The organism is Roseibium sp. RKSG952 (assembly GCF_009711355.1).
Genome location: NZ_SMMF01000956.1, coordinates 53,388 through 79,934, shown reverse-complemented (window position 1 = coordinate 79,934; position 26,547 = coordinate 53,388). Strand labels below are relative to the sequence as shown.

Annotated in this window: 25 protein-coding genes; 9 read left to right on the top strand and 16 right to left on the bottom strand. The window is 58.3% G+C overall.

Going from position 1 to position 26,547, the window contains the following annotated elements; translation table 11 throughout:
- Window positions 1-10 precede the first annotated feature (10 nt).
- The 8 genes from E1297_RS37865 to E1297_RS37830 all read left to right on the top strand — a co-directional run bounded on the left by E1297_RS37865 (window position 11) and on the right by E1297_RS37830 (window position 7,822).
- The gene (locus E1297_RS37865) at window positions 11-493 is read left to right on the top strand and encodes a hypothetical protein (protein ID WP_155147390.1); all 483 of its coding nucleotides are present in this window, start codon (window positions 11-13) and stop codon (window positions 491-493) included.
- On the top strand, window positions 486-2,363 hold the full coding sequence (cobT, locus tag E1297_RS37860; protein WP_155147388.1) for a cobaltochelatase subunit CobT: 1,878 nt from the start codon (window positions 486-488) through the stop codon (window positions 2,361-2,363). Before E1297_RS37865 ends, cobT begins: the two co-directional genes overlap by 8 nt.
- 246 nt (window positions 2,364-2,609) lie before the next feature.
- Complete coding sequence (locus E1297_RS37855) at window positions 2,610-3,827, top strand: winged helix-turn-helix domain-containing protein (RefSeq protein WP_155147386.1); 1,218 nt, start codon at window positions 2,610-2,612, stop codon at window positions 3,825-3,827.
- 71 nt (window positions 3,828-3,898) lie between these two features.
- A complete protein-coding gene (locus E1297_RS37850) occupies window positions 3,899-5,689 on the top strand; it encodes an aminopeptidase P family protein (protein ID WP_155147384.1) in 1,791 nt (596 codons plus the stop codon).
- A gap of 63 nt (window positions 5,690-5,752) precedes the next feature.
- Window positions 5,753-6,097, top strand: coding sequence for a DUF427 domain-containing protein (locus E1297_RS37845; protein WP_155147382.1), 345 nt, complete (start codon window positions 5,753-5,755; stop codon window positions 6,095-6,097).
- A 55-nt stretch (window positions 6,098-6,152) separates the two neighbouring features.
- On the top strand, window positions 6,153-6,584 hold the full coding sequence (locus tag E1297_RS37840) for a hypothetical protein (RefSeq protein WP_155147380.1): 432 nt from the start codon (window positions 6,153-6,155) through the stop codon (window positions 6,582-6,584).
- A gap of 39 nt (window positions 6,585-6,623) precedes the next feature.
- Window positions 6,624-7,079, top strand: a complete 456-nt coding sequence (locus E1297_RS37835; protein WP_155147378.1) for a macro domain-containing protein — start codon at window positions 6,624-6,626, stop codon at window positions 7,077-7,079.
- Window positions 7,080-7,384: 305 nt separating this feature from the next.
- On the top strand, window positions 7,385-7,822 hold the full coding sequence (locus E1297_RS37830; RefSeq protein WP_155147376.1) for a hypothetical protein: 438 nt from the start codon (window positions 7,385-7,387) through the stop codon (window positions 7,820-7,822).
- A 38-nt stretch (window positions 7,823-7,860) separates the two neighbouring features.
- Here the strand turns inward: E1297_RS37830 and E1297_RS37825 are convergent, their stop codons facing one another.
- From E1297_RS37825 to E1297_RS37750, 16 genes are all read right to left on the bottom strand, one after another.
- A complete protein-coding gene (locus E1297_RS37825) occupies window positions 7,861-9,546 on the bottom strand; it encodes a chloride channel protein (RefSeq protein ID WP_155147374.1) in 1,686 nt (561 codons plus the stop codon).
- A gap of 89 nt (window positions 9,547-9,635) precedes the next feature.
- The gene (gene recN / locus E1297_RS37820; protein WP_155147372.1) at window positions 9,636-11,285 is read right to left on the bottom strand and encodes a DNA repair protein RecN; all 1,650 of its coding nucleotides are present in this window, start codon (window positions 11,283-11,285) and stop codon (window positions 9,636-9,638) included.
- Window positions 11,286-11,321: 36 nt separating this feature from the next.
- Window positions 11,322-12,185, bottom strand: a complete 864-nt coding sequence (locus E1297_RS37815) for an outer membrane protein assembly factor BamD (RefSeq protein ID WP_155147370.1) — start codon at window positions 12,183-12,185, stop codon at window positions 11,322-11,324.
- 125 nt (window positions 12,186-12,310) lie between these two features.
- Entirely contained in the window at window positions 12,311-13,231 is a 921-nt protein-coding gene (lpxC, locus tag E1297_RS37810; protein WP_155147368.1) for a UDP-3-O-acyl-N-acetylglucosamine deacetylase, read from the bottom strand.
- Between the two features lie 212 nt (window positions 13,232-13,443).
- Window positions 13,444-15,069 (bottom strand): cell division protein FtsZ, encoded by a 1,626-nt coding sequence (gene ftsZ / locus E1297_RS37805; RefSeq protein ID WP_155147366.1) that lies wholly within the window; start codon window positions 15,067-15,069, stop codon window positions 13,444-13,446.
- A gap of 348 nt (window positions 15,070-15,417) precedes the next feature.
- The gene (locus E1297_RS37800; protein ID WP_209016245.1) at window positions 15,418-15,843 is read right to left on the bottom strand and encodes a hypothetical protein; all 426 of its coding nucleotides are present in this window, start codon (window positions 15,841-15,843) and stop codon (window positions 15,418-15,420) included.
- Window positions 15,830-17,167, bottom strand: a complete 1,338-nt coding sequence (gene ftsA / locus E1297_RS37795) for a cell division protein FtsA (RefSeq protein ID WP_209016244.1) — start codon at window positions 17,165-17,167, stop codon at window positions 15,830-15,832. Before ftsA ends, E1297_RS37800 begins: the two co-directional genes overlap by 14 nt.
- A gap of 5 nt (window positions 17,168-17,172) precedes the next feature.
- Window positions 17,173-18,180: a cell division protein FtsQ/DivIB gene (locus E1297_RS37790; protein ID WP_155147364.1), complete on the bottom strand. Its 1,008-nt coding sequence runs from the start codon at window positions 18,178-18,180 to the stop codon at window positions 17,173-17,175.
- The gene (locus tag E1297_RS37785) at window positions 18,168-19,085 is read right to left on the bottom strand and encodes a D-alanine--D-alanine ligase (protein WP_209016243.1); all 918 of its coding nucleotides are present in this window, start codon (window positions 19,083-19,085) and stop codon (window positions 18,168-18,170) included. Before E1297_RS37785 ends, E1297_RS37790 begins: the two co-directional genes overlap by 13 nt.
- A gap of 109 nt (window positions 19,086-19,194) precedes the next feature.
- Entirely contained in the window at window positions 19,195-20,151 is a 957-nt protein-coding gene (gene murB, locus E1297_RS37780; protein WP_244328034.1) for a UDP-N-acetylmuramate dehydrogenase, read from the bottom strand.
- A gap of 24 nt (window positions 20,152-20,175) precedes the next feature.
- Complete coding sequence (locus E1297_RS37775) at window positions 20,176-20,418, bottom strand: DUF2484 family protein (RefSeq protein ID WP_155147362.1); 243 nt, start codon at window positions 20,416-20,418, stop codon at window positions 20,176-20,178.
- Window positions 20,415-20,663 carry a DUF2484 family protein gene (locus E1297_RS37770; RefSeq protein ID WP_155147360.1) on the bottom strand — a complete coding sequence of 83 codons (249 nt, stop codon included), beginning with the start codon at window positions 20,661-20,663 and terminating at the stop codon, window positions 20,415-20,417. Before E1297_RS37770 ends, E1297_RS37775 begins: the two co-directional genes overlap by 4 nt.
- 78 nt (window positions 20,664-20,741) lie before the next feature.
- Entirely contained in the window at window positions 20,742-22,151 is a 1,410-nt protein-coding gene (murC, locus tag E1297_RS37765; protein WP_155147358.1) for a UDP-N-acetylmuramate--L-alanine ligase, read from the bottom strand.
- Window positions 22,148-23,245 (bottom strand): UDP-N-acetylglucosamine--N-acetylmuramyl-(pentapeptide) pyrophosphoryl-undecaprenol N-acetylglucosamine transferase, encoded by a 1,098-nt coding sequence (locus E1297_RS37760; protein WP_155147356.1) that lies wholly within the window; start codon window positions 23,243-23,245, stop codon window positions 22,148-22,150. The genes murC and E1297_RS37760 overlap by 4 nt, the downstream gene beginning before the upstream one ends.
- Window positions 23,245-24,408: a putative lipid II flippase FtsW gene (gene ftsW, locus E1297_RS37755; protein ID WP_155147354.1), complete on the bottom strand. Its 1,164-nt coding sequence runs from the start codon at window positions 24,406-24,408 to the stop codon at window positions 23,245-23,247. Before ftsW ends, E1297_RS37760 begins: the two co-directional genes overlap by 1 nt.
- Window positions 24,409-24,558: 150 nt before the next feature.
- The gene (locus E1297_RS37750; RefSeq protein ID WP_196223493.1) at window positions 24,559-25,362 is read right to left on the bottom strand and encodes an arylamine N-acetyltransferase; all 804 of its coding nucleotides are present in this window, start codon (window positions 25,360-25,362) and stop codon (window positions 24,559-24,561) included.
- Between the two features lie 150 nt (window positions 25,363-25,512).
- On the opposite strand from E1297_RS37750, the gene E1297_RS37745 reads away from it, so the two are divergent.
- Window positions 25,513-26,547, top strand: a 1,035-nt coding sequence (locus E1297_RS37745) for an aminoacetone oxidase family FAD-binding enzyme (RefSeq protein ID WP_155147577.1), incomplete at its 3' end; no start/stop codon positions are given.

Sequence of the window (26,547 nt, the reverse complement as noted above, 5' to 3'; positions counted from 1 at the left end):
GGAAGGTACCTTGGCATCTTCCAGTACCACGTCTTTTTTAATCAACTCACGAGTTCTCTCTGAGTTGGTTGAAGACGGTCTCCTGATCGACATTCGCGTTACGGGTACGACCAAACTGGAATGGAACCGGGTTCTAGAGTTTCTACACACATCAGATCTGACAGACAGAACCAACCAAACGATCGAAGACCAGGAACACCTCGATGTCTCCCGTGTTTTCGAGGATGCTAGCGAAGAAAGCCTTATAAACCTAAGCCTCAAACTTCATGGACCGATAATTCTGACCTGCAATTTCTACTGTGAAGATGAAATCGAGTTTAGTATTGATCCAAGGCAACTCTCGCTGCCGACTGATATCGACAGGGTTCTCAATTTGATGAGACAATTGGGAAACTTACTTAACAAACCAGTTGGCCTTGCTCCTGAGGGCAAGTCTGACACGAACTTGATCTTGTACCAACCTGCTCTGGGGGAGTTTCTTTGCGATGAGTAAACCAAACGACAACCCCGCCGATCCGTTCAAAAAAGCGCTGGCCGAAGCCACCAAGGTCATGGCTGACGATCCTGAGCTGTCGGTAAGCTATACGGTCGACCCGTCGGGCCTGTCGGGTGAATCGATGCGTCTGCCTCAGGTCAGCCGCCGGATGACCCGTGAAGAGGTATTGCTGGCGCGCGGTACGGCGGATGCTCTGGCGTTGCAGCGCAGATACCATGATGACGCGACCCATAACCGCTATGCGCCTCCGGGTGATATGGCGCGGGATCTCTATGAAGCGATGGAGACCGCTCGGTGCGAGGCGATGGGTGCCCGGGATATGCCCGGCACCGCGTCCAACATTGACGTCAAGATCGGGCATGAAGCGTTGCGGCGCGGGTATGACCAGTGCAAGCAGCCTGCCGAGGCGCCTTTGTCCGTTGCTGCGGGCTATCTGATCCGACATCTGGCGACTGGGCGCGACCTGCCCCCTGCGGCTGAGAATGTCATGAACCTGTGGCGTGGTTTCATCGAGGAACAGGCCGGTGGCGTGCTGGAGAACCTTGACGAGGTGCTCTCGGATCAGGCCGAATTCGCCAAATTCGCCCGCCAGATGATCAAGGATCTGGGATACGGCGATCAGCTGGGCGACGACCCGGATGAGCTGGATGAGGATCAGGAGGATCAGGCCGAGGACGACGCCGAAGAACAACCCGATCCAGACAGCACCGGTCAGGACGATCAGGACGAACAGGAAGCCGACGCCTCTCCTGAGCAGACTCAGGAAGAGCAGCAGGATCAATCTCAGGCACAGGTCTCGATGGACGAGATGGCCGAGGATGAGATGGGCGAAGAGGCTGAGATGCCCGAGGGTGAGGCCCCGCTGGAGCCACCTGCCCCGCCGCCAGCATCCGAGGCTGATCCGGACTACAAAGTCTATCTGAGCACCTACGATGAGGAAATTGCCGCTGAAGATCTGGCCGAACCGGCAGAGTTGGAGCGGTTGCGGGCCTATCTGGACCAGCAGCTTGAGCCGCTAAAGGGTGCGGTAAGCCGTTTGGCCAACAAACTGCAGCGCCGGTTGCAGGCGCAACAGAACCGCAGCTGGGAGTTCGACCGCGAGGAAGGCATTCTGGACGCAGGCCGTCTGGCACGTGTCGTGGCGAACCCGACCACGCCGCTAAGCTTCAAGGTCGAAAAAGACACCGAGTTCCGCGATACCGTGGTGACGCTTCTGCTGGATAACTCGGGCTCGATGCGGGGACGCCCGATCTCAATCGCCGCCATCTGTGCCGATGTTCTGGCCCGGACGCTGGAGCGGTGCAATGTGAAGGTCGAGATTCTGGGCTTTACCACGCGGGCGTGGAAAGGCGGTCAGGCGCGTGAGGCCTGGCTGAACGATGGACGCCCACAGCAGCCCGGTCGTCTGAATGACCTGCGCCACATCATCTACAAAGGTGCGGACGCCCCTTGGCGTCGTGCGCGACCCAATCTGGGTCTGATGATGAAAGAAGGCCTGCTGAAGGAAAACATCGACGGCGAAGCCCTGGAATGGGCCCATCGCCGGATGCTGGCGCGGCGCGAGCAGCGCAAGATTCTGATGGTAATCTCAGACGGTGCGCCGGTTGATGATTCAACTCTGAGCGTTAACCCTGCGAATTATCTGGAAAAACACCTACGTGACGTGATTGCGATGGTTGAAAAACGCAAGATGGTCGAACTGCTTGCGATTGGTATCGGTCACGACGTGACCCGCTATTACGATCGTGCGGTCACGATCACCGATGTCGAGCAACTGGCGGGTGCGATGACCGAGCAGCTGGCGGCTCTGTTCGACAGCGACCCGCGGGCGCGAGCTCGGGTTATGGGAATGAAGCGGGCCAGCTAGATCCGTTGACGCCGCCCTGCCGGGCGGGATAGCATTCCAAGTAACCAGCCCCAGATTGGCGATCCGGTTGTCGGAGCGTTTCGGGGCTGGGTATTATTGTGCCTGTGGCGAACGGCCTTGTGGTGCAATAACGCGATATCGAAGGGTGGCATCATCTGAAGCTCCTGTTTGTTGCCTCTAATTTGGCAACGGCGCTGCCCTATCGCTTGAAGACAATCCTGAGAAACCCCCGAGAAACCTTTGGGAATGCCATTGAACCTTGTGGCCCCAATCGAAACGGAGTGTATTCAGCCCATGCGCTATGAGTTTGCAGATTGTATTCTGGACGTTGACCGCCACGTGCTGTTGCGCGGGGGCGAAGCGGTTCCAGTTGAACCTCAGGTTTTTGATCTGCTGGAGTTGCTGGTTGAAAGCCCCGGCAAGCTGGTTGCACGCGAAGAGATCATCGAGCGGGTCTGGCATGGTCGCTTTGTCTCGGAATCCACCATAAGCGCCCGCATCGCTGCAGCACGCAAGGCGGTGGGTGATGATGGCAAGACGCAGCGGATCATCCGGACAATTGTGCGTCGTGGCCTGCAGATGGCGGCTGAAGTCAGCCGTGATTCAGAACCGGTACAACACAGCGAACATAAGACCCAGCAGCTGAGATACACTCGAGGTCACGATGGTCAGGCAATTGCCTTTGCCGTGTCGGGAGAGGGCCCTCCGGTTCTGAGGGTTGGATCTATTGTCTATGATCTTGAGGCAGAATGGCGGCTGGCCTCCGAGCGCACCTACATTAGTGCGATGGACGCAAAGTTCACGATGTTGCGTTACAACAAAAGCCACCAATCCCATTGGGGCGACCCATGCCGGGCCAATTACGAGGGGGTGGCAGAGGATATTCTGGCCGTGACGCAGGCCGCAGGCTTTGATCGCTTTGCCATTGTTTCCGAGTTCGGCGGCATCTTCTCAGCCCTGCAGTTCGCCACGAAGTATCCCGAACGTGTCAGCAGGCTGGCAATAGTTGGTGGCTGGGCCGAGGGGCGTGATCACCGCGAAGGCGTCGCTGGGCCGGATTCGATCCGTAACCTGATCATCGAGGGCTGGAAAAACCCCGGCAGCGGATATGCCGTGGGATCACTGCTGAGCTATTTCCCAGAAGGGCCTTTGGAAACCGTTCGTGAAATTGTGGGCGAGATGCAGGCGCTCTATTCCGTCGAGCAGAAACTGTATCAGCGCGACAGCGGCAACACGGCCTCGGTTCTGCATCTGTTGCCGCAGGTGCAATGCCCTACTCTGGTCCTGCATGGGCGCAACAGTGCGGTACATCCCCTGTCCGAGGCGCGAAAGCTGGCGGCAGGCATTCCCGATGCATCCTTGGTCATTCTGGAAACCGCAAATCACATCCCCCTGCCCGGCAATGACGTCTACGACACCTATATCGAAACGCTGCAAGGCTTCCTGAGCGCCGCAAATGAGTGACGGGCCGTGGTGCTGGACATTTTCCGCCGCAGGCCTCAGGTTCGCCGCATCGAGACAAGAATGAGGCCAGCATGTTCCAGTCCTTCGAAGTTACCGCACGCCCGGAACAGGGGCCGCCACGTCTGGCTGCCCTGCGCGAAGAACTGGCGCGTGAGGGTCTGGACGGGTTCCTGATCCCCCGTGCGGATGCGCATCAGGGGGAATATGTGGCCCCCCGGGATGAACGGCTGGCCTGGCTGACTGGCTTTACAGGTTCTGCCGGGTTTTGTGCAGCGCTTACACATATCGCCGGGGTTTTCATCGACGGGCGCTATCGCACTCAAGTCAAGGCGCAGGTAGCGAGCGACTATACCCCGGTACCGTGGCCTGATGTCAGTCTGAGCGCTTGGCTGAAAGAACAATTGCCGCAAGGTGGCAAGGTTGGATTTGATCCGTGGCTGCATTCTGCCGGGCAGATTTCTGGCGCGCAGAAAGAGCTGAATGGCACCGGCATCGAACTGGTCCGCTGTGACAATCTGGTGGACCAGGTGTGGGAGGATCTGCCTACCCCGCCGATGAATCCGGTCAAGGCGCACCCGATCGAATTCGCCGGAGAAAGCGCAGACAGCAAGATCAGCAGGCTGGCCACAGCCTTGAAAGAGAACGGGCATTCCGCGGCGGTCATTACACTGCCTGATTCAATCATGTGGCTGCTGAACATCCGGGGCTCGGATATCCCGCGCAATCCGGTGGCACATGGGTTTGCGATCCTGCACGAGGATGGCCAGGTTGATCTGTTCATGGCCGCGCAGAAACTGGCTGAACTGGGGGACCATTTCGGCCCCGAAGTAAAGCAACACGAGCCGGGCGAGTTTCTGGATGCCGTCGGCAATCTGGCAGGCAAGGTTCAAGTAGACCTCGGCACCCTACCTCAGATCGTTGCGGACGCACTGGGTGAGCGCATGGTCGATGGTGGCGATCCCTGTGCCCTGCCCAAGGCCTGTAAGAACGAGGCTGAAATTGCCGGCAGTGCCGAGGCGCATTTGCGGGATGCGGCTGCCGTGATCGAGCTGCTGTGCTGGCTGGACAAGCAAGCGCCCGGAACCCTGACTGAGACACAAGTTGTCACGCGGCTGGAAGAAAGCCGCCGCAGAGACAATGCGCTTCAGGACATCTCATTCGAAACGATCGCCGGCACAGGGCCAAACGGGGCGATCATGCATTACCGTGTGACCGAAGAGACCGACAGCCGGCTGGAGAACGGACATCTACTGGTGCTGGACAGCGGCGGTCAGTATCTGGATGGCACCACCGACATCACCCGGACCATCGCGATCGGTAATGTAGGAGTTGAGGAAAAGACCTGCTTCACACGCGTCCTCAAAGGCATGATCGCTATGTCCATGCTGCGCTGGCCTGTTGGTCTGGCGGGCCGGGATATCGAATGTGTCGCGCGACTGCCGCTGTGGCTGGCTGGACAGGATTTCAACCACGGTGTTGGCCACGGTGTCGGAACCTATCTGAGCGTACATGAAGGACCACAGCGCCTGTCTCGGGTCAGTCACGTTCCGCTGGAACCCGGCATGATCCTGTCAAATGAACCCGGATATTATCGCGAAGGCGCATTTGGCATCCGCATCGAAAACCTTGTGGTGGTCGAAGAGGCCCCGGCCCTGCCAGGTGGCGATGATGAGCGTGCGATGCTGAACTGGCGCACATTGACCTATGTGCCGATAGACCGGCGACTGATCGTGGTGGACATGCTGACACGTGAAGAACGGTCTTGGCTTAACGCCTACCATCAGGTCGTTGCAGAAAAAATCAGGCCAAGGCTGGGCGATGACGCGCAACTGTGGTTGGATGCCGCAACCGCGCCGGTCTGACACCGGGCTGTTACATAGAAAGGGCAAAGGAGAGGCCCTGATACGACGAAGGAAGGAGCAGGAATGACTGATCACATCACGATACGCAAAGCGCCGGGTAAATGGAGTGTACGCTCGGGCGGTGCAATTCTGGGCGAGACGACCAATGCGCTGGAGTTGCTTGAAGGCGATCTTGAACCCGTGATCTATTTCCCGCGCTCGGACATTGCGATGGCCTTTCTGGATCGCACCGACAAGGTGACCCACTGCCCGCACAAGGGCGATGCCGCGCACTTTTCCATCGTGAACAAGTCGTCCGTGACTGAAAACGCCGTCTGGAGCTATGAAGATCCGATCCCGGCAGTTGGTGAAATCAAGGATCATCTGGCCTTTTATGCCGGAGACTCGGTGAAGGTCGAACAGCTGTAATCTCTATGCACAGTCATAAGGCGGTTTCGCGTCCTATCCGCTTGACGGAGGAACTATGGCTGAGTTGACCTTTCTTCACCTCAACGAAACCTGGAACGCGGAACCAAACGCACCCTGCCCCAGAATCCAGGCCTCGGGTGCGCTGGTTTCGGTGACATTCTTTTTGAACCCTTTTGCCTATTCAGCCGCTGAAGGTGAGAAAGCAGAGCTTGTTTTCGAGGGCTGTAGCCGTTGGCGCATCGACCCAACAAACGATGAAGCTTGGTATTCAGGGCGCGGTCGGTTTTCAGGAGCAGCCCCTCAATGGGGCGAGTTTTTTGAAATAGTTGGTCATGACCCCTCTGCAGACGAATTTGAGTGGAGTATCACCAACGAAGACCCTGAGGCCCAAAGGCACTTCATATTCTATTTTCGGGATAAAGCCTTCGAATGCTATGCTCAAGACTGGTCCTTGAAGCGAGCCGGGTCAGAACAACGCGCCAGTTAGCACACATCATCGCGTTTCGGCTTCGGTAGGGAGATAGCGATGCAGACAGTCAAAGGTGATTTGATCCAACTCGCGCTGGATGGCGAGTTCGACGTCATAATCCATGGCTGCAACTGCTTTCACACGATGGGTGCGGGGATTGCCAAGCCAATTGCGCAGAAGTTTCCCGAGGCCTTGGAGGCGGACAAAACGACCCCTTATGGCGACAGGGCAAAGCTGGGCACTATATCGACAGCTCAGATCCAGAGGGCAGATACCCGGTTCACCATTGTGAACGCCTATACCCAGTTCAATTGGAAAGGGCGTGGACTGAAGGCCGATTACGATGCAATCGAAAACTGTTTTCGGCTTGTGGCACAGGATTATGCAGACGCGCGGATCGGATATCCATTGATCGGAGCGGGGCTTGCAGGCGGTGACTGGTCGACCATTGCACCGAGGATCGAAGACGCGCTTGCAGGGCTTGATCACACTCTGGTGGAATTTGCGCGTTGAATTCCAACGGCTTGACATCATTTCGTTGAAGATGGCCATATGGCGCGATCCACCAAATAGAGGACAACCAGATCAAAGCGCAGGCCATTCTTTTTTGGGCGACATACGTCGCATCGCTCCTATTCTGCGCGTACCAAGAAATTGAGCGCGGCATAATCCTGTTCTACCATCCGATGGCATCATGGGGAGATCTGTTCTTTCCCTTTCGCAGATGGGCAGTGCCTGTATTGTTCGGCCTTGGCATCGCGTTGGCGGTTGTTCTTAGGCTTAGAGTATTGCCACAAAGAAGAGCCTAACCGATCGGGTTGATCATTGTCGTTCTGGCCGTGTCTTCTCAGTTCTTGCCCAGATGGGATAGTGGCTATCGTCAGACCTATTGGCTGGGCTCCTCGGACAAGTACGAAATTCCATGGCAATACGGACCGTACAACGGAAGCCTTACAGCGGGTGGGACGTATTTTCTTGTTCGCGTGTCAGGGCACGATCTTACGCCAATTTATGAAATGCGAAGTCCGTATATCATTGTAGGCAAGGCTACCAATTTTGACTTGGGCAAGAATGTTGACGCTCCTGGCCAAACCTGTACGGAGGACGCCATCAACGTGCGTTGCCAGTGGAAACATGGCGAATTTGTCTACGATGTATCTGGCAGCATTGTAGACTTCCCGAAAGACCGCCAATCGCTGATGAACTCTGTCGCGAACTTGCTGGACAGTTTCATGGTCTCAGAAGAACAAGGCTGATTGCAACGACCGAACTCGCAATCCGGTGGAGCATACTCCTAGGAATGCTCTTCCGCTGCGGTCGCGGCCAATGCGCGATTGTAAGCTTTGAGTGCGTCCACGTGATAGAGTGCGCCTACGGGGTCTTCGGCACCGTCTTCGTCAACGATCACAACCGGGATGCAGGGGATGTCATCGCGGTCGAAATAGGGCATCGCTGCTTCGAGTGTCGCGCTGGCCTGCACGCAGAGACCCTGATCGATCAGTTCCTGCGCCTCTTCCTTGCTGATTGAGCGTGCATCACCCAATGGGCGCATCACGGCACCGGCACGCATCATCGCCAGAAGATAGGCTTGCGGACCGGCCGCAAGGTGGACATTGCGGCGTTCAAGCTGCGTCAGGAAGAAGGACCGGTCCACAAGGCGCGAGGCCAGTGCTGTGGACATCGAAACCGATACCATCACGGCCAGACCAATCTGCCAGTCCCCTGTCAGTTCGAAGACGATCAGCGTGGTCGAGATCGGCGCTCCCAGTACTGCCGCAGCTACTGCACCCATGCCAGCGAAGGCATAAAGCGTATGGGTGCCGGAAACATCAGGAAGCAACCCAGTTGCGATCAGGCCAAAGGCCAAGCCGGTCAGGGCCCCGATCATCAGCGAGGGTGAGAAGACGCCACCACCCATGCGCCCACCCATCGTGATCGCAACAGCTACGGTTTTTATGACGGCGAACAGGATTGCCGTGGTCAGCACAAGATCACCGGTCAGCGCGCGAATCGTGGTCTCATACCCCACGCCGATAATGTGCGGGAACCAGACAGCAAGAACGCCGAGCATTGCACCGGACACCGCCGGGCGAAGCCATCGCGGCAGCGACAGGCGATTTTGCACATGCGTTCCGATATCTTCGGCAAAGAAGATCGAGCGCATCAGCAGCAAGGATACCAAACCGCAGATCAGGCCGAGGATCAGGAAGGCAGGCAGTTCGACGTAGAATTGCAGCGATCCCGGCGTTTCCAGTGTGAATTCGGTGACGTCACCATATTCGAGACGGTTGATGACCGTGCCCGCTACCGATGCGATCACGATCGGGGCAAATGCATGTACTGCAAAGTGGCGCAGCACCACCTCAAGCGCGAAAAGCGCGCCGGCTATTGGGGCATTAAAGCTGGCCGAGACTGCAGCGGCGACCGCACATCCCAACAGATCACGACCGGTTATGCCGTCTGCGTGGATCCGGTTGCTGACCCAGGTAGAAATGACCCCTGCCATATGAACCACCGGCCCTTCCCGGCCCGTCGATCCACCCGAGCTGAGCGTGATGAGCGAGGCGAAGAAGGAGGCGATCCCCGCCTTGGTCTCGACCCTGCCGTCGGTGACGGCAGCCCCTTCGATCACATCGGCGACCGATCTTACGCGCCCGTCATCGGTAAACCGGTGCAGGATGATACCGACAATCAGCCCACCGATTACCGGCGTAATGAAGATCAGGAACCAAGGCAGCTTTTCGGCATGGCTGTGCAGCAGCAGGATATCTTCGGTCTGATAGACATAGGCCTGCAACGAGCGGATGGCCTTGCGGAAGCCGAGCGCCATGAACCCGGCGGCGATCCCGATGGCCAGAGCGATGAACCAGAACTGTATCTGACTGGGGCCGCGCCGCCGCATGACCCGCCAAGCGTCCTTGATCGCGGCCAGAGCCTGATTGAGCTGGTTGCGCAGAACGGTGCGGGTCGACTGGGTCATTGGCCCTCTGGGAATACCTTATGACCCTTAGTAAGCTACGGAGCACGCATATAAAAGACGGTTAACGACAGTCTGCGAACCAGGAAACGTCAGGCTTGCAATAATGCACGGGCTGCAGCGCGGGCCTCATCCGTGATGGTGTCCCCGGCGACCATGCGGGCGATCTCATCCACGCGATCCGGGTCGGCCAGAGGAATCACCGTTGATAGGGTCTGGCCGTCAGTTACTTGTTTCTGCACCCGCCAGTGGTGCGCGGCACGGGCGGCTACCTGCGGCGAATGCGTAACCACAAGCACCTGACCACCCTGAGCCAGTGATGCGAGGCGCCGCCCAACCGCATCCGCAGTCGCGCCGCCAACACCACGGTCAATCTCGTCAAAGATCATGGTTCGGGCGCTGTCGTCACCGCTGAGGCAAACTTTCAACGCCAGCAGGAAGCGGCTGAGCTCACCCCCTGATGCGATCTTGTTCAACGGACCTGAGGGGGCGCCGGGATTGGTAGCGACGGTGAATGCAACTGCATCACACCCTTCGGGGCCGGGCTCTGCCGGTGTGATTTCAGTCTGAAACACCGCGCGCTCCATTTTCAGCGGCGCCAGTTCCGCCATTACTGCCGCGTCCAGCTGACCTGCAGCCGCCCGACGCGCATTGCTGAGACCTTCAGCAGCCGCGTCATAAGCAACCTGAGCCGCTTCGACTGCAGCCCGCTTGTCCACCAGATCGGCGTCACCCGCCTCAAGCCGGTTCAGCCGGTCACGCAGGGTGTCTGCAAATGGCCCCAATTCATCCGGGGCGACATCATGCTTGCGCGCCAATGCGCGGATCGCAAACAGGCGTTCTTCGGCGGCTTCAAGCTCGGCCGGATTGAAATCCAGTGCCTGCAGGCAGGCATTTACACCATCCTGTGCCTCGCCCAGCTCGATCATCGCACGCCCAAGAGCCGCGATGGGATCTTCCAACTGGCCACCGGCACTATCGGATACGCCTTCCAGCCAGCGTATCGCGTCAGACATTGCGCCCTCGGCCCCTTCACCGCCCAAGAGACCAAAGGCTCGGGCAACGTCATCGCGAATACGTTCGGCCCCCTGCATCATGCGGCGGCGCGCATCAAGATCAGCGTCCTCACCCGGTTGCGGATCGAGCTGGTCGAGTTCAGCAACGGCGTGACGCAGGAATTCTTCTTCGCTGCGCACAGCCTCAAGCGCGGCTTCGGTTTCAGCCAGCGCCTTTCGGGTGCGCGACATCTGAGACCATGCAGCGCGAACAGCGGCGAGGTGATCCCCCGCCCCGGCATAATCGTCCAGCATCGCGCGGTGACCACGCGGATTGAGCAACCCGCGGTCGTCATGCTGGCCATGCAGCTCGATCAGCGTTTCTGACAAAGCGCGCAGCACCTCGCCCGAGCATCGACGGTCATTGACCCATGCGGTCTTGCGCCCTTCGGCTGTGTTCACGCGGCGCAGGATCAATTCCTCGCCACCGGGCAAACCGGCCTCGGCCAAAATCTCATGTGCAGGATGATCTTTGGAGAGTTCGAACTCGGCCACGACCTCTCCCTGAGCGGCACCTTGCCGGACAAGTTCGGCTCGACCGCGCCAGCCCAGCACAAAGCCCAGCGAATCCAGAAGAATGGACTTGCCCGCGCCGGTTTCGCCAGTCAGTGCGTTCAGACCCGGCTGAAACGAGAGTTCCAGCCGGTCAATGATCAGCATGTCGCGGATATCAAGGGCGCGAAGCATCGGGTCTTTAGCGTCCCAAGCCTTTAGCCATGGCGACTACAACCACTCACCCTTGACCGTCTGGCGATAGATCTGGCTGAGCCAGTTGTTGCCACGGCTCTTGAGATCCAGACCACGAGAGGTCAGCAGTTTGTAACCGGCATCGTACCATTCGGAAGACTGGTAGTTGTAACCCAGAATCGCACCTGCCGACTGTGCTTCATCCACCAGACCAAGGGACAGATAAGCCTCGATCAGTCGATAAAGTGCCTCGGCCGTATGCGAGGTGGTCTGGAAATCCTCGACCACGACGCGGAATCGGTTGATTGCGGCGGTATAATGATCCTGACGCAGATAGTAGCGCCCGATCTCCATTTCCTTGCCCGCCAGATGGTCGAAGGCCAGATCGAATTTCAGGACCGCCGAAGTGGCGTATTCGCTGTCGGGGTAGACTTCGATAACGGTACGCAGCGACTGTAGTGCCTGGAAGGTCAGGCCCTGATCGCGACCAACCTCGTCGATCTGGTCATAATAACTGAGTGCCAGCAGGTACTGGGCGTATGCAGCATCTTCGTCGGTAGGATAGAAATCGATGTAGCGTTGTGCCGACGCACGGCTTTCTTCGTAGTTCTTGTCCGAATGGAACGAGAACGCCTGCATGATCAGCGAACGCTTGGCCCAGTCCGAATACGGATACAGACGCTCTACCTCGGAGAAATACCACGCGGCATCGTCCGGGCGACTTTGCGCCAGTTCGTATTCACCGCGGGTGTAAATCTGTTCGGGTGTATACCCTTCAAGATTCTGCGTGCGATCTGCGCCTTTATTGCCAAACAGCCCGCCTGCATTGCCGCATGCTGTCAAAGTAGCCGCCAGAAGAATCGCACTCGCAAGCCTGACTGCCGCTTTGCTGCCAACCATACCGCCCATCCTAGTCGTCTTGTCTCTTTGGGTAACCCCGGATTGGGCTTCGGTCTAGCACATAAAATTCCGGTGCAAAACGCCTTATCCGCGCTCTGGCATAATTGTCGCCAGAGTTGATCAGATCACGCTACTTCGGGGATTTCGCCCATAACAAGGCCTTGCCCAGGCAAACGGGCAGCTTGTTCCGGCGTACAAAGAACCGGACGAACCGCGCCAGGCGTTTCGAACAGCTTACGCAGCAGCGTATTTGTCATCGAATGCCCGGATTTTTCACCGACGAAATGGCCGAGAATCGGTCCGCCCGCCAGATAGAGATCACCCAGCGCATCGAGCATTTTGTGGCGCACCGCCTCATCCGCGTGGCGGAAGCCACCGGGGGTCAGTACTTCGTCGCCCTGCACAACGACAGCATTATCCAGCGTACCACCCAAAGCCAGGCCGTTGTCACGCATTGCTTCGACATCGGTGCGACGGCAGAAGGTCCGGCAATCGGACAATTCGCGTGCGAAAGCACCGTTACGCATATCCAGCGTCTTAGTCTGGCTGCCGATCGCATCATCTTCGAATTCGATGTGGAATTCGATCTCAAGCCCATCGGCAGGGCGGATCGACGCACGCGCACCTTCACGCTCGACCGTAATCGGCTTGAGCACTTCGTAGGCCAGAACCGGGCTGGCCTGACGGCGGACGCCTTTCGACATGATGCCACGCACAAACTCGATCGACGACCCGTCCATGATCGGAACTTCGGGTCCGTCGATTTCGATCAGCGCGTTGTGCACGCCGCAACCGGCCAGCGCGGCCATGATATGCTCGATTGTTGAAACAGACACACCGGCATCGTTCACGAGGCGGGTGCAGAGCGGGGTCCGCTCGACCACGTCATAGATCGCAGGGATCAGCGCATTGCCCAGTTCGATATCCGTCCGCTTGAACCAGATTCCATGCCCGGCGGCTGCCGGTTTCAGGACCATGGTCGCAGGCTTGCCGCTGTGCAGCCCGATGCCTTTGAACGTGACCGAAGATTTGAGCGTATGTTGCAAAATGAACCTCAGCGAGTGGTGTCCAGCCTGTACGACTGTGTTGGACCCTCAGTTAAGGAAGCGCGGATCAAGGCTCAACTCACTCTTTGTAACTGAATGAAACAGTTCTGCAACAGATCGGCAAAACCCTGCTTACACCCCCTTACAAGCCTGTAAACAAACAAAAAAGAGCCGCCAAACGGCGGCCCTTTGTTAAGATTTTGTTACCGCGATCAGTTGGCCTGACGGCGCAGGAAAGCCGGAATTTCGATACGTTCCTGCTCGGGATCGGCTTCATCATGCGCAGGTGCCGTAGCGTCAGCCTGGCGCATCACGGGCTGCTGACGCACTGGTTGAGCCGGTGTGTCAGCCGCATGACCTGTCATGCGATCGATCAGACGATTGAACCCGAAACGGGGGCGATCATGGCTTTCAGCCTCTGGCTGACGCGGCGCTGCATCAGCCACTGGCTGTTGCGCAACCCGCGGGCGATGCCCGTTTGATGGGGCGTTCTGAACCGCTGCCTGCAGACGCTGCAGAGCCTCTGGCGAAGGTGTACCAGGCGCCGGTGCACGAGGGGCAACATAGCTTTCCGGTTCAGGCTCTACCGCCTCGGGCTGCGGTTCGAATTCAGCCACGCGCGGTTGATAGGCCGGCGGCGGAAGCCCGTCGTCATCCTGCTGTTGAGTAGTTGAAGGCTCGAAATGCGATGTGGTCGGCGCAGGCTCCTCGCTCGCTTCAAACAAGGAAGGTTCGCGGTTTACTTCGGGCTGCTGAACCGGATCGGCAACTTCGATGGTTACCTCGTCCTGTGCCGGCTCTTCGGCAGAAACGGTACGGGTCAGCGGTGCAGACATCGAGCGGCGCGCGACCGGAACTTCTGCCTGCGTTTCGCTTGCGTCGATACCGGTTGCAACAACCGAAACCCGCATCTTGCCTTCCATCTCGGTGTCGAGCGTCGAACCGACGATGATGTTTGCCTCGGGGTCCACTTCCTCGCGGATGCGGTTTGCGGCTTCGTCCAGCTCAAACAGGGTCAAGTCATGCGAGCCGGTGATGTTGATCAGAACGCCTTTGGCACCCTTGAGGCTGATCTCGTCCAGCAGCGGGTTGGCAATCGCCTTTTCCGCGGCCTGGATGGCGCGATCTTCGCCTTCGCCTTCGCCGGTTCCCATCATGGCCTTACCCATCTCGTCCATCACCGCGCGAACGTCGGCGAAGTCGAGGTTGATCAGCCCTGGGCGGACCATCAGGTCGGTTACACCTTTGACACCCTGATGCAGAACGTCGTCCGCCATCGAGAATGCCTCGGTGAAGGTGGTCTTTTCGTTGGCAAGACGGAACAGGTTCTGGTTGGGGATGATGATCAGCGTATCGACAACCTTTTGCAGCGCCTCAACACCGTCTTCGGCCTGACGCATGCGCTTGGCGCCCTCAAACTGGAACGGCTTGGTTACGACACCAACGGTCAAAACCCCCAGCTCGCGCGCTGCCTGCGCGATGATCGGCGCGGCGCCGGTCCCGGTGCCACCGCCCATGCCGGCAGTGATGAAGCACATGTGCGCGCCCGCCAGGTGGTCCACGATCTGTTCGATGCTTTCTTCGGCAGCGCTTGCACCCACCGAAGGACGTGCGCCTGCACCCAGACCTTCGGTAACTTTCACGCCCAGCTGCACCCGCGCCGACGAACGGCTTTGCTGCAGCGCCTGCGCGTCCGTGTTGGCGACCACGAAATCGACGCCGTCCAACTGTTTTTCAATCATGTTATTGACGGCGTTTCCGCCCGCACCGCCAACGCCAAATACTGTAATCCGAGGCTTCAGTTCGTCGTGCCCGGGCATCGAAAGATTCAATGTCATGCTCTGTCCGCCTGTATTTATGTTCCCGCCAAAGCGGTGTTTTTCTTACCTATCCGCCTTTGATTCTACCTTTCGAATCCACAAAGGTCACGCCAAAAATCGCGCGAACCCACAAAATATGGAAGAAATAAGGCCTGATCCGGCGTCATTTTGCTGTGATGCGCAAATGTTGCGGTTTTGCAACCGGACAACACAAAGCAACCGACCGGCGCAGCCTGCAAAACCACAGACATGCGACGCTTCGGAGCATCTGTCATATTGCGGAAAACTGCTCAGTCCTGCCGCCAGGCCTCTGACGGGCCCTGTGGATATCTTGAGGGATAAAATTCGATACCGCAACCCGAATCTTTAGCTGATTGGGGTACTTGGACAGTTCACACCATCCTCGGTGATGCTGCGCACCTCCTGCGTTTCGCTGTTCAGGAACGTGGCCAATCGAACCAGCAGACGATCTTCGTACAGGAACGGCCACCAGCAAACCGGGATGCCGTCGGGATCATCATCGTACAGAAAACAGATCTGACCATTCGGAGTGGTGATCTGACCATAGACACACCCCCGCCCCTCCATTCGCCAGACCGAAGTTGATCGGTTCAGAAACTGTTCGGTCCCAACAAGGAAACCGCTGCGAACCTCATAGAACTTGATGGTTTTACCCACGACCGCATCCAGAAACTCGTCCGGTGTTATTACGGTCTGCGCCGGCGCCTGAGCGGGCAGCAGGGCTGCCAGCAACCCCGCGAAGGCCCGACGGATGACCCTACCAGTTGTCACGGAACCAGCGCACGGCGCGCTTGAAAGGGCGTGCCGCGTAGGTGTCGACCGGGATCTCGAAATCCCACCATTCATCCTGCGGATGCGCTGCAAACAGGCTGAGACCCACGGCAGACGAAAAACCCGGCCCCGTTGCAGACTGAGGAAGCCCATGAACCCTCAGCGGGCGGCCAAGGCGAACGCGCTGCCCCAGAATACGGCTGGCCAGACCGTCCAGCCCCATAATCTGGCTGCCGCCACCAGTCAGTACGATCTGCTGGCTGGGCATATGCTCGAATCCTGCGGCATCAAGGCGGACGCGTACCTCTTCGAGGATTTCCTCGACACGTGGACGCATGATACCGATCAGCTCGGCACGACTTACGGTGCGGCGATCGTGCTCCCAATCACCGGTGTCACCACCGATATCAATCAGATCGCGGTCATCCGCGCCCGTGGCATGAACCCCGCCATTGAAGGTTTTGATCCGCTCGGCCACCGATGCAGGAACACCCAGACCCATCGAGATATCCGATGTGACGTGATCACCGCCCATGCGCACGCAATCGGCGTAGATCATGTGTTTCTTCATGAAGATCGACACGCTGGTGGTACCGCCGCCCATGTCGATACAGGCCGCCCCCAGTTCCTGCTCATCCTCGACCAGTGCCGAGACACCCGAGACATAGGCCGAGTTGGCGATACCCGCGAGCTCCAGATCGCAGCGTTTGATACAGCGGACGATGTTCTGGATCGCCACAGCGTCAACCGTGAGCATGTGCATGTCCACCGCCAGCGACTGGCCCAGCTGTCCGCGCGGGTCGATCAGGCCCGAGCGGTTGTCGAGCGCGAAATTTACCGGTTGCGCGTGCAGCACCTCGCGCCCTGCCCCGTAGTCCGGCACATCGCAGGCGTTCAGCACCCGGCCGATCTCGGCCTCGGTGACCAGCTGACCTTCGAGATCAACTTGCGCATCCAGACCGTAGGAACGCGGGTTGGCGCCTGAGAAACATGCAATGACGTGGTCAACACGAATATCGGCCATCTTCTGTGCCGCCTGCAAAGCGGTACGGATTGCGCGTTCGGTTTCCTGCATGGCGGTGACTTCGCCAAATTGCACTCCGCGGGATCGGGTGGTTGCCGCGCCGATGACACGAAACCCCGTCTGACCGGCCATGGAGCCGATCGAATTGTCCTCACTCAGCCGACCGGTCCCATCGAAGCGCAGCACGAGACAGGCGATCTTGGAACTGCCCACATCAAGAATGGCAACGACCCCGCGTTGCATCGCCTGTCTGCGCATCTGCCGCATGGCCCGCTGGGACTGATAAAGATCGGTCATCATATTCGTTACTGCCCGTTACCCACTGTCACTTTTGTATTCCACCAGTCTTCGCTGGCGGCTTTGGTCATTCTGATTGTCGGTCGCTGTCCGAGGCGCATATCAACAACCGCCACGTCGCGCTCCAGAAGGTCCTGTACCTCGTTCACAGCCAGCACCCGTTCGAGCGCACGCACCGGGCGTTCAACCGGCAGCATGATGCGCTGCCCCCTGTCCAGAACCAGATCCCAGCGCCGCTCGCCAATGCGGACGAGGCCGCGCACGCGATCCCCAAGGCTGCGCGAAGTCGCGAGGATTTCCATCGCTTCAGAAACGTACTGATCCGCTCCCTTCCCTGCGATCAGTGGAAGGCCCGCATGATCGGCCCGGGACGTGACCGGCTTTACATGCGCACCGGTTTCGTCCAGCAGTTCGACCCCATTGCGGGTACGCCAGACGATAACCGGCTGACGTTCGACAACATCAACTTGCAGAACACCGCCCGGACGAATACGGACCGTTGCCGATTTCACAGGATCGAGACCGGTGATCACATCGCGGATCTGTTCGACATCCAGATCCCAGGAACTGATCGGGAAATCCAGTGGCACGACCTCACGAATATCCTCGGACAGGCCCGTACCTGCGCCATCTATGGCCATCAGATTGACCATGAATTCCGGGCGTTCCTGAATTGAGGTGCGGATGTCCGCGATATAGGCGGTAACCGCCTCTCGCCGATCATTGGATGCAAAATACAGTCCCATAGCCGCGGCTATCGCGCAAAGTGGCAGGCCGACCTTCACACCAAGGCGAATGCCCGGCGTCAGCATCCACCGTTGAAAACGATAGCTGAAACGCGATGGAGCTGGATCAGAGCGACTTGAGTTGCGACCGAACAGACCCGCACCACGCAACCGTAGCTTCGGCGCGACATCACTGTCCTGCTGAGGGGCATCATTGAAATCGGCGTCCGGCCCTGCCAGCTGTTTGGATCTGTGGATCACGGGGGCCCGGGTGGCGGTCAGCGGTCGCATGAGGCGTCCTCCACCATCCAGGCGCAGAGCTGACCAAAGGTCATACCCAGATGCGCTGCTTGCTCGGGCACCAGAGACGTTGGCGTCATGCCGGGTTGCGTGTTGGTTTCCAACAGGAACAGCCCATCCGCGCCCAAGCTGTCATCCCAGCGATAGTCGGTACGGCTGACCCCCTTGCATCCCAAAGCGTTATGGGCGCGCAGGGCATAGTCCATGCAACGATCAAAGATGTCTTGCGGAATCTCGGCTGGCAACACATGCCACGAGCCACCGGGCTTGTACTTGGCGTCGTAATCGTACCAGCCACCATCCGTCATGATTTCTGTCACGGTCAGTGCGCGGTCACCCATAACCGTTACGGTCAGTTCACGACCCGCGACGTATTTCTCGACCATCACCTGATCCGGCATATCCTCGGACAGCTGCGGAGGGCCATTCGACCCTTCGTGCACGATGTAGATGCCGACGCTCGAGCCCTCGTTATTAGGCTTGGCCACATAGGGCGGCTCCATCACGTGAACTTCGATCACCTCAACCTTGGGAACGATCACGCTCGGCACAACAGGCAGGCCTTCGGCCTCGTACACCTCTTTGCTGCGCTGCTTGTCCATGGCCAGAGCCGAGGCCAGAACACCTGAATGCGTGTAGGGGATACGCATCCACTCCAGCAGGCCCTGTACACAGCCATCTTCGCCCCAGCGGCCATGCAGGGCGTTGAAAACTACATCCGGTTTGATGTCCAAAAGGCGCGCATATAGGTCGGGACCTGCGTCCAGTTCGACCACTTCATAGCCTTCTCCCCTGAGGGCGGTTGCGCATTCGCGCCCGCTGCTGAGAGACACCTCGCGTTCCGCCGAGGGTCCACCCATCAATACCGCCACTTTGGGGTTTGTCCTGCTCGACATACCCAATGTGCGCCTCAATGTCCCTGGACCTTATGTGGTGGTCCATACTGCGTTTATGCCTTTGATCCGTCGCCTTAAATTGCCTGTTATTGGTCTGACGGCCAGGGCTTTATTCTTTCAGCGGTTCACCGACCCGCATGATTTCCCACTCTAGCGTGATGCCGCTTGTTTCGTAAACCTTTTTTCGCACCTCTTCACCCAGACCTTCGAGGTCGGCGGCGGTGGCTTCACCGGTGTTGATCATGAAATTCGAGTGCTTCGGGCTCATCTGCGCCCCACCTTTGGTCGCACCACGCATCCCCGCATCATCGATTACCTTCCACGCCTTGAGGTCGTGGACGTCATCAGCGCGGCCAGTAGATGAGAAACCGGCCGGATTTCGGAATGTCGAGCCAGCGCTGCGATCTTTGGTCGGTTGCGTCTCGTCACGTTTTTGCAGCTGTGCTGTCATGCGTGCATGCAGTTCTTCCGCGTCTCCGGACGGCCCTTCGAGCGTGGCAGAAACCAGAACCGCGCCTTCGGGCAGATCGGACTGACGATAGCGGAAATTCAGTTCTTCGGGGGAAAGATCCACGACCTCTCCTTGTCGGGTAACAATCGTGGCCTTACGCAGCACGTCCGCTGTGTAGCTGCCGTAACAGCCCGCATTCATCCGCACCGCACCGCCGATCGAACCCGGAATGGTGCGCAGAAAGGTCAGGTCAACACCTGCATCCGCTGCTTTGCGCGCCACATGCGCATCCAATGCGGCGGCACCCGCCGTAACCGTATTATCTTCGACCGAGATGCCGTTGAAGCCACGACCAAGACGGATCACTACAGCGCGCAACCCACCATCGCGAACGATGAGGTTCGAGCCAACACCCATGGGAAAGATCTGTATGCCCCCAGGCAGGTCGCGCAGGAAGTTTTGCAGGTCCTCAATATCAGCGGGCTGGAACAGATAGTCCGCAGGGCCGCCGACCTTGAGCCATGTCAAGCCGTTGAGAGGTTTGTTTTCCGTCAGTTTGCCACGGGTATTGGGTAAAGTGATCATGTCGGCTAGATCGCGGATTTGTTCAGACAAGGCAAGCCATAACGGCTTGGGGGCTCAGATCCGCTTGCGCAACCACCGACTTAGATAGATCACCGGCCAGCGCAGTACGGACATGCCTGCGGCCAAAACAATTAGACCGATCCACGGACCGTTTTCGTAGGTGACATAGCCAAGTATCGGGATGCCGACAGCGATCAGGATATAGGCGCGGGTCCAGTGGTTGTCCTTACTAGGGATCATCGCCAATACGTTGGCCGCAATTCCCCACAGACCGGCTAGCGCGATAGACCAGCTCATTCCATCACCTCCCCGCGCACCCATTTGCGCCAGTAATAGCGAAGTGGATTGCGGAACATCGAGGCAAAAGCCGCAAAGGCCAGCGCTGATATGATCCAGCCGAAATCAAATCCCAGCCAGATAATCAGCATAGGCGCGCAAATCAGAAGAACGATGCCGGGCGGGAATTGCAACCGCATCGGCAGCATGGCCACGATTGTGGCGCAGATCACCCAAAGGGCTGAAAAGACGACAGATAGTTGCATGCGCGCCTCTGAGACCGTACCGGATTTCGCGTGTACGAAACCACATCCTGAAGTTGTGCACCTAAATGGTATACAACGTCAAACGGCTTGTCTCCTTTGCAAACGCTCGGGCAATCCGTTGGCCCACGCACTGATCGTACCTGCCCCGAGGCACACAACCATATCGCCCGGGCGGGCCTGTTCGCGCACCAGACGCTCCAAATCATCTTCATTCAGGATCGCCCGCGCGTGGCGGTGGCCATGGCGGATAAGACCTTCGACCAGATCATCGCGGCTTGCGCCTTCGATCGGGTCTTCACCGGCCGCGAATACTTCGGCGATCGCCACGACGTCAGCATCGTTGAAGCAGGTGCAGAAATCATCAAACAGGTTGGACAGGCGAGAATAGCGGTGCGGCTGATGCACTGCGATGACCCGGCCTTCGGTCGCCTGACGCGCGGCTTTCAAAACTGCCGCGATTTCGACCGGGTGATGACCATAGTCGTCGATGATGGTGACGCCATCGATCTCTCCGACCTTGGTGAAGCGACGATTAACGCCACCAAAGTTAGCAAGGGCTTCGCGAATTTCAGAAGCCTTCATGCCCAGATGACGGGCAACGGCCACGGCACTCAGCGCATTCGAGACGTTATGATCACCGGGCATCGGCAAAGTGCAGCCCTCGATCACCTTATCCTCATGGCGCAGATGAATGTCAAAATGCGCCACCCCGCCCTTGTAAGTCAGGTTCACGGCCCGCACATCGGCCTGTGCATTGAATCCATAGGTCCGAACGCGCCGGTCTGAGATGCGACCGACCAGCGTCTGCACTTCGGCATGGTCCGTGCAGCAGACCGCGAGGCCGTAGAACGGGAGGTTCGAGACAAACTCGTAAAAGCCGTCGCGCAGGGTGTCGAAGTCACCCCAATGCTCCATATGCTCGGGGTCGATATTGGTAACGATAGCGATGGTTGCGGGCAGTCGGTTGAACGAGCCGTCGGATTCGTCCGCTTCGACCACCATCCATTCACCCTGCCCCATCCGGGCGTTCGAGCCATAGGCATGGATGATGCCGCCGTTGATCACGGTGGGATCAAAGTCGCCTGCCACCATAAGTTCGGCCATCATCGTTGTGGTGGTGGTTTTGCCATGCGTCCCCGCGATGGCGATGTTCGATCGCAGGCGCATCAATTCCGCCAGCATGTCGGCGCGGCGCACGACGGGCAAGCCTTGCGCCCTTGCCTCGTCCAGTTCCGGGTTACCCGGTTTGATTGCAGTCGAAACAACAACTACGGCCGCATTCTTCAGGTTTTCGGCCCGCTGACCAACAAAGATTTCAGCACCCAGACCTGCCAGACGATCCGTAATCTTGGACGCCTTCAGGTCCGAACCCTGCACCTGGTACCCCAGATTGAGCAGCACTTCGGCAATACCGGACATCCCGATTCCACCAATCCCTACGAAATGGATCGGCCCTACGTCCTGTGGCAGTTTGGTTGCTGGATTCATTTGGTCTCCTTCTGCGCCAGTTGTTCGACAAGGGCGACCAGACGCTCGGTGGCATCAGGTGCCCCAACCGACAAGGCGGCATGGGCCATTTTCTGTGCGGCTTCGGGGTTCGTCAGAACCGTGGTCATTTGCTCGGTCAGCGAAGGAACGTCAAGCGCGTTTTCTGGAATCATGATCGCGCCACCGGCCTGAACCAGCCCGCGGGCATTGGCGGTCTGGTGGTCGCCTGCAGCGGCGGCAAACGGGATCAGGATCGACGGGCGCCCGATAACCGAGATGTCAGCGACACTTGACGCGCCTGAGCGTGAGATCACCAATTGCGCCTCGGACATACGGCGTGGAACATCCTGAAAGAACGGTTGCACGTCAGCCTTGATACCGTGTTCGGCGTAGAAGGCCGAGACCCGCTCACCATCTTCATCGCGTGCCTGATGGGAGACGCGGATATATGAGCGCAGAAACTCTGGCAGAGCGGCAATGGCACCCGGCACCACGTCACTGAGGATGCGCGCGCCCTGCGAACCGCCCATCACAAGGACTGACATCGGATATTCGCCCGGCGGGATATAACCTGCCGCTGCACGCTCGAGCACAGCCGCACGAACGGGATTGCCCGTGTGAATCCCATTCGCACCTTCAGGCAGGTCCGTCGGCCAGACACCGCAGGCCACATGAGCGACACGTGTTGCAAACAGTTGGTTTACGCGGCCCAGAACGCCATTCTGTTCATGGATCATCCGGGGGATACCCAGCATCGTCGCAGCACTCAGCGCCGGGATCGAAGGATAACCACCAAAGCCCACGATCACATCCGGTTTGTCACGCAGGAGCTGAAACGCCATACTGGTCACACCACCGGCGATCTTTGGCCCGGCCAATGCTTTGGCGGCCAGACCACCACGGGCGAAGGTCGCCGAAGAGGCTTCGACAATCTCGGTCGTGTGCGGGAAGCCGCTGGTATAACGCGCGCCGCGCGCATCGGTGGACAAGCGTACACGCCAGCCCTTTTGCAGCATCGCCTCGGCCAGTGCCTGTGCCGGGAACATGTGGCCCCCGGTACCGCCAGCCGCAATCAACAGGTAAGGTTTCCCCATTATCCTCTTCCGCGCAGAATATCGCCAAGTTCGCCCTGTGGGCGTGTTCGGGTGAAGGCCAGCAGCATGCCGACCGCGATGCCGCCCGCGATGAGGGAGGAACCGCCATAGCTGACAAATGGCAGCGTCATGCCTTTGGCGGGCAGCAGGCGCACAGCCACGCCCATGTTGATCATCGCCTGAACACCAAACATGCAAGCCAGACCGGTACCGGCCAGACGCACGAACATGTCGCGTTCCCGCATCAACCGCAGCAGCGAACGCACCACGATGATTGAATAAAGCGCGATGATGATCAGAACCAGGATCAAGCCGTATTCCTCTGCCGCAACAGCAATGATGAAATCGGTATGCGCATCAGGCAGCGACCATTTCACCTGCCCCTCGCCCACGCCCACGCCAAACAAACCGCCCTCGCGGATTGCGTTGGTGGCATAGCCAAGCTGGGTGGTCGGATCGACCTCCTGGTTTAGAAAGCCATCGATGCGGCGAGCGAAGTGTTCAGAATTCGAATACGCGAACATACCGCCCAGCACGACAAAGCCTGCCATACCAACCAGCAGCAGCATCGGCGCCCCGGCAACAAAGTACATCACGCCCCAGCCGAAAAGGATCAGACAGGCCTGACCAAAATCAGGCTGCATCACCAGCATGCCTACGATGGCCATACACAGCGCGAAGGACCAGATCCGCCCCGGAGGGCCGTTGATTTCCTGCGATGCGGCCAGCAGCCATGCTGCAACGACGACAAATCCGGGCTTGAGAAACTCGGATGGTTGCAATGATGCAAAGCCCAGCGAATACCAACGCACGGCGCCTTTGCCGAAATCGGTGCCGAAGATCGGCAAAAATGCCAACGCCACAAAGGCTGCCAGAAAACCCAGCACAGCCAACCGTCGCACCAGCGTGGGCGACATCATCGACGTCAACAGCATCGCGATCAGCGCCAATCCGCCAAAGAATGCCTGACGTTCGACATAGTGAAACGGGTCGAACCCGTTGCGCCCGGCCAGTGGTGGCGATGAAGCCAGCCCCAGCAACAAACCGATGACAAACAGGATCAGAACGCAGGACATTGTCCAGCGATCAATCGTCCGCCACCACTTTGGTAGAATCGGTTCTCCGCGCTGGTCCTGGACCGCGCCATACACCATCTCAGTCATGAGATACCGCCACTCTCTGCCTCGCTCGCGCCCCGTTTTCGGGGTCTGATTGAGACTCTACAGTGATTTTTACGTTTGGGCTAGCGGAATGAGAGGTGATGGGTAAATCCGCTCAGCTGTGTAGCCGGTCGCGGATCAGCCATCCGGACATCAACTCACAAAGAGGTCCTCGTGCCGCTGCTTGATCCGGGGCCAACTGTTGGCAATTGCCGGAATTTCGAGGCCAAAGTCATACTTCAGGCAATCCACCAAGGCTTTTGGTGACGCAAGTACGTCCTCACGGGTTCCCGCAGAATCCAGTGTTCGCTTGACCAGACCACGCAGGACAACATGCCTGCTGGCGTAACGTCGTTGGGCCGTCAATGTGCGCAGAAACGGCGAGTCCGGGTCAGTTTGCAACTTCTTACTGGCGGGCAGAAATACGCTTGGGTCTACGTCATCCAGTGTAAACCAGTAGCCGGCTTCGCTGCCCCCTGCATTCTCTGAATATTGAATGAAGCCATTATGTTGGGCGGCAAGGCTAATGGTATAGGGTCGCTGAGTAACCGTATCGGGCTTGAGCGGGATCGGGGCAGACATCGCACCCCCGAAGCCGACATCGACAAGCAATGGCTCGTCACAATCTACCCTCAGCAACATATGATCGGACGCCTGATCCAAGGTAGGTCGATCCGGGCCGACATAGCCGGCCAGAAAGGACACGTTGAATCCAACCTCTTGCAGCGCCCAACTGAAGAGAGTGTTCAGCTCAAAACACCACCCTCCGCGCTTTTGAAGGACAATCTTCGCATAGATGTCGCTCAGATCTCCCGATACCGGCACGCCCATCTGCTGATCGAGATTTTCAAAGGCAACTGTGGCCAATTGGGCTGCGAACAGATCGTCGAGCGTGGCGCGATCAGGTTTCAGAGCGCCCGAGTATGCGATGCGTTCGAGGTAGTTTTCCAGATTCATCTCTGCACCTTCCAAGTCTTTTGTGCCGAAACATCGTGACAAGTATCTTTGTAATTCCTCAAGTTGGGTTGAGCTCAAGCTAAAACTTCGGAGCCCTTGTCTCGGCTTTGCCCCCTTGCCTTCACCCCCAATCCACGCCATGCGCAGCATATGAGATTTGACACGATCATCCTTGGTGCCGGTGCAGCCGGTATGATGTGCGCCATGCATTGTGGCGGGCGTGTGTTGGTGATCGATCACGCCAAAGCGCCTGGCGAAAAAATCCGCATCTCAGGCGGCGGGCGCTGCAACTTTACCAACATGTATGCGGGACCTGCCAATTTCCTGTCGCAGAACCCACATTTCTGCAAATCAGCGCTCGCCCGCTATACGCAGTGGGATTTCATCGATCTGGTAAACCGCCACGACATCGCGTGGCATGAAAAGACGCTTGGGCAGCTGTTCTGTGATGGGTCGTCGAAGCAGATCGTTTCGATGCTGGTCAATGAGATGCAGCGCGTAGGCACCGAGCTTTGGTTGCAAACCTCACTGCGCGATCTGCGCAAGACCGAGGATGGCTTTGCGCTGGATGTCGAAAGAGAGGGGCAGCGCATTGATCTGACCTGCACCAATCTGGTGCTGGCCACGGGCGGCAAATCGATCCCCAAGATGGGAGCCACAGGGTTGGCTTATGACATCGCAGATCAATTCGGGCTTAGCATGACCGAGACGCGCGCAGCGCTGGTTCCGTTAACGTTCTCGAACGGTGAATTCAAGGATCTGTCCGGTGTTTCCCTGCCCGCGCGCCTGTCCAATGACCGTACCAGCTTTGACGAAGCACTGCTGTTCACGCATCGTGGACTGAGCGGGCCATCAGTGCTGCAATTATCATCCTTTTGGCGCGAAGGCGAAACGATCCGGGTCAATCTGATCCCGGATTTACCGCTATTCGACCTGCTGAAGGAGCAACGGCAAAGCGGTGGTCGCAAGGCACTGACCACAGAACTGGCAAAACACCTACCCGGGCGACTGGTCGACTATCTGGGCCAGCATATTCCGATGTCAGGGAATCTGGCCGATCAGTCGGATGCAAAACTGACAGATCTGGTCACTGCCCTTTCCGGGTGGAGCCTGCTGCCATCAGGAACGGAAGGGTATCGCACGGCCGAGGTGACCCTGGGCGGCATCGATACCGATAATCTGTCG

Coding starts and splice junctions, on each gene's coding strand:
- cobT (WP_155147388.1), top strand. CDS start 486: ATGAGTAAACCAAACGACAACCCCGCCGATCCGTTCAAAAAAGCGCTG.
- E1297_RS37855 (WP_155147386.1), top strand. CDS start 2,610: ATGCCATTGAACCTTGTGGCCCCAATCGAAACGGAGTGTATTCAGCCC.
- E1297_RS37850 (WP_155147384.1), top strand. CDS start 3,899: ATGTTCCAGTCCTTCGAAGTTACCGCACGCCCGGAACAGGGGCCGCCA.
- E1297_RS37845 (WP_155147382.1), top strand. CDS start 5,753: ATGACTGATCACATCACGATACGCAAAGCGCCGGGTAAATGGAGTGTA.
- E1297_RS37840 (WP_155147380.1), top strand. CDS start 6,153: ATGGCTGAGTTGACCTTTCTTCACCTCAACGAAACCTGGAACGCGGAA.
- E1297_RS37835 (WP_155147378.1), top strand. CDS start 6,624: ATGCAGACAGTCAAAGGTGATTTGATCCAACTCGCGCTGGATGGCGAG.
- E1297_RS37825 (WP_155147374.1), bottom strand. CDS start 9,546: ATGACCCAGTCGACCCGCACCGTTCTGCGCAACCAGCTCAATCAGGCT.
- recN (WP_155147372.1), bottom strand. CDS start 11,285: ATGCTTCGCGCCCTTGATATCCGCGACATGCTGATCATTGACCGGCTG.
- E1297_RS37815 (WP_155147370.1), bottom strand. CDS start 12,185: ATGGTTGGCAGCAAAGCGGCAGTCAGGCTTGCGAGTGCGATTCTTCTG.
- ftsZ (WP_155147366.1), bottom strand. CDS start 15,069: ATGACATTGAATCTTTCGATGCCCGGGCACGACGAACTGAAGCCTCGG.
- ftsA (WP_209016244.1), bottom strand. CDS start 17,167: ATGATGACCGATCTTTATCAGTCCCAGCGGGCCATGCGGCAGATGCGC.
- E1297_RS37790 (WP_155147364.1), bottom strand. CDS start 18,180: ATGCGACCGCTGACCGCCACCCGGGCCCCCGTGATCCACAGATCCAAA.
- E1297_RS37785 (WP_209016243.1), bottom strand. CDS start 19,085: ATGTCGAGCAGGACAAACCCCAAAGTGGCGGTATTGATGGGTGGACCC.
- E1297_RS37775 (WP_155147362.1), bottom strand. CDS start 20,418: ATGAGCTGGTCTATCGCGCTAGCCGGTCTGTGGGGAATTGCGGCCAAC.
- E1297_RS37770 (WP_155147360.1), bottom strand. CDS start 20,663: ATGCAACTATCTGTCGTCTTTTCAGCCCTTTGGGTGATCTGCGCCACA.
- murC (WP_155147358.1), bottom strand. CDS start 22,151: ATGAATCCAGCAACCAAACTGCCACAGGACGTAGGGCCGATCCATTTC.
- E1297_RS37760 (WP_155147356.1), bottom strand. CDS start 23,245: ATGGGGAAACCTTACCTGTTGATTGCGGCTGGCGGTACCGGGGGCCAC.
- ftsW (WP_155147354.1), bottom strand. CDS start 24,408: ATGACTGAGATGGTGTATGGCGCGGTCCAGGACCAGCGCGGAGAACCG.
- E1297_RS37750 (WP_196223493.1), bottom strand. CDS start 25,362: ATGAATCTGGAAAACTACCTCGAACGCATCGCATACTCGGGCGCTCTG.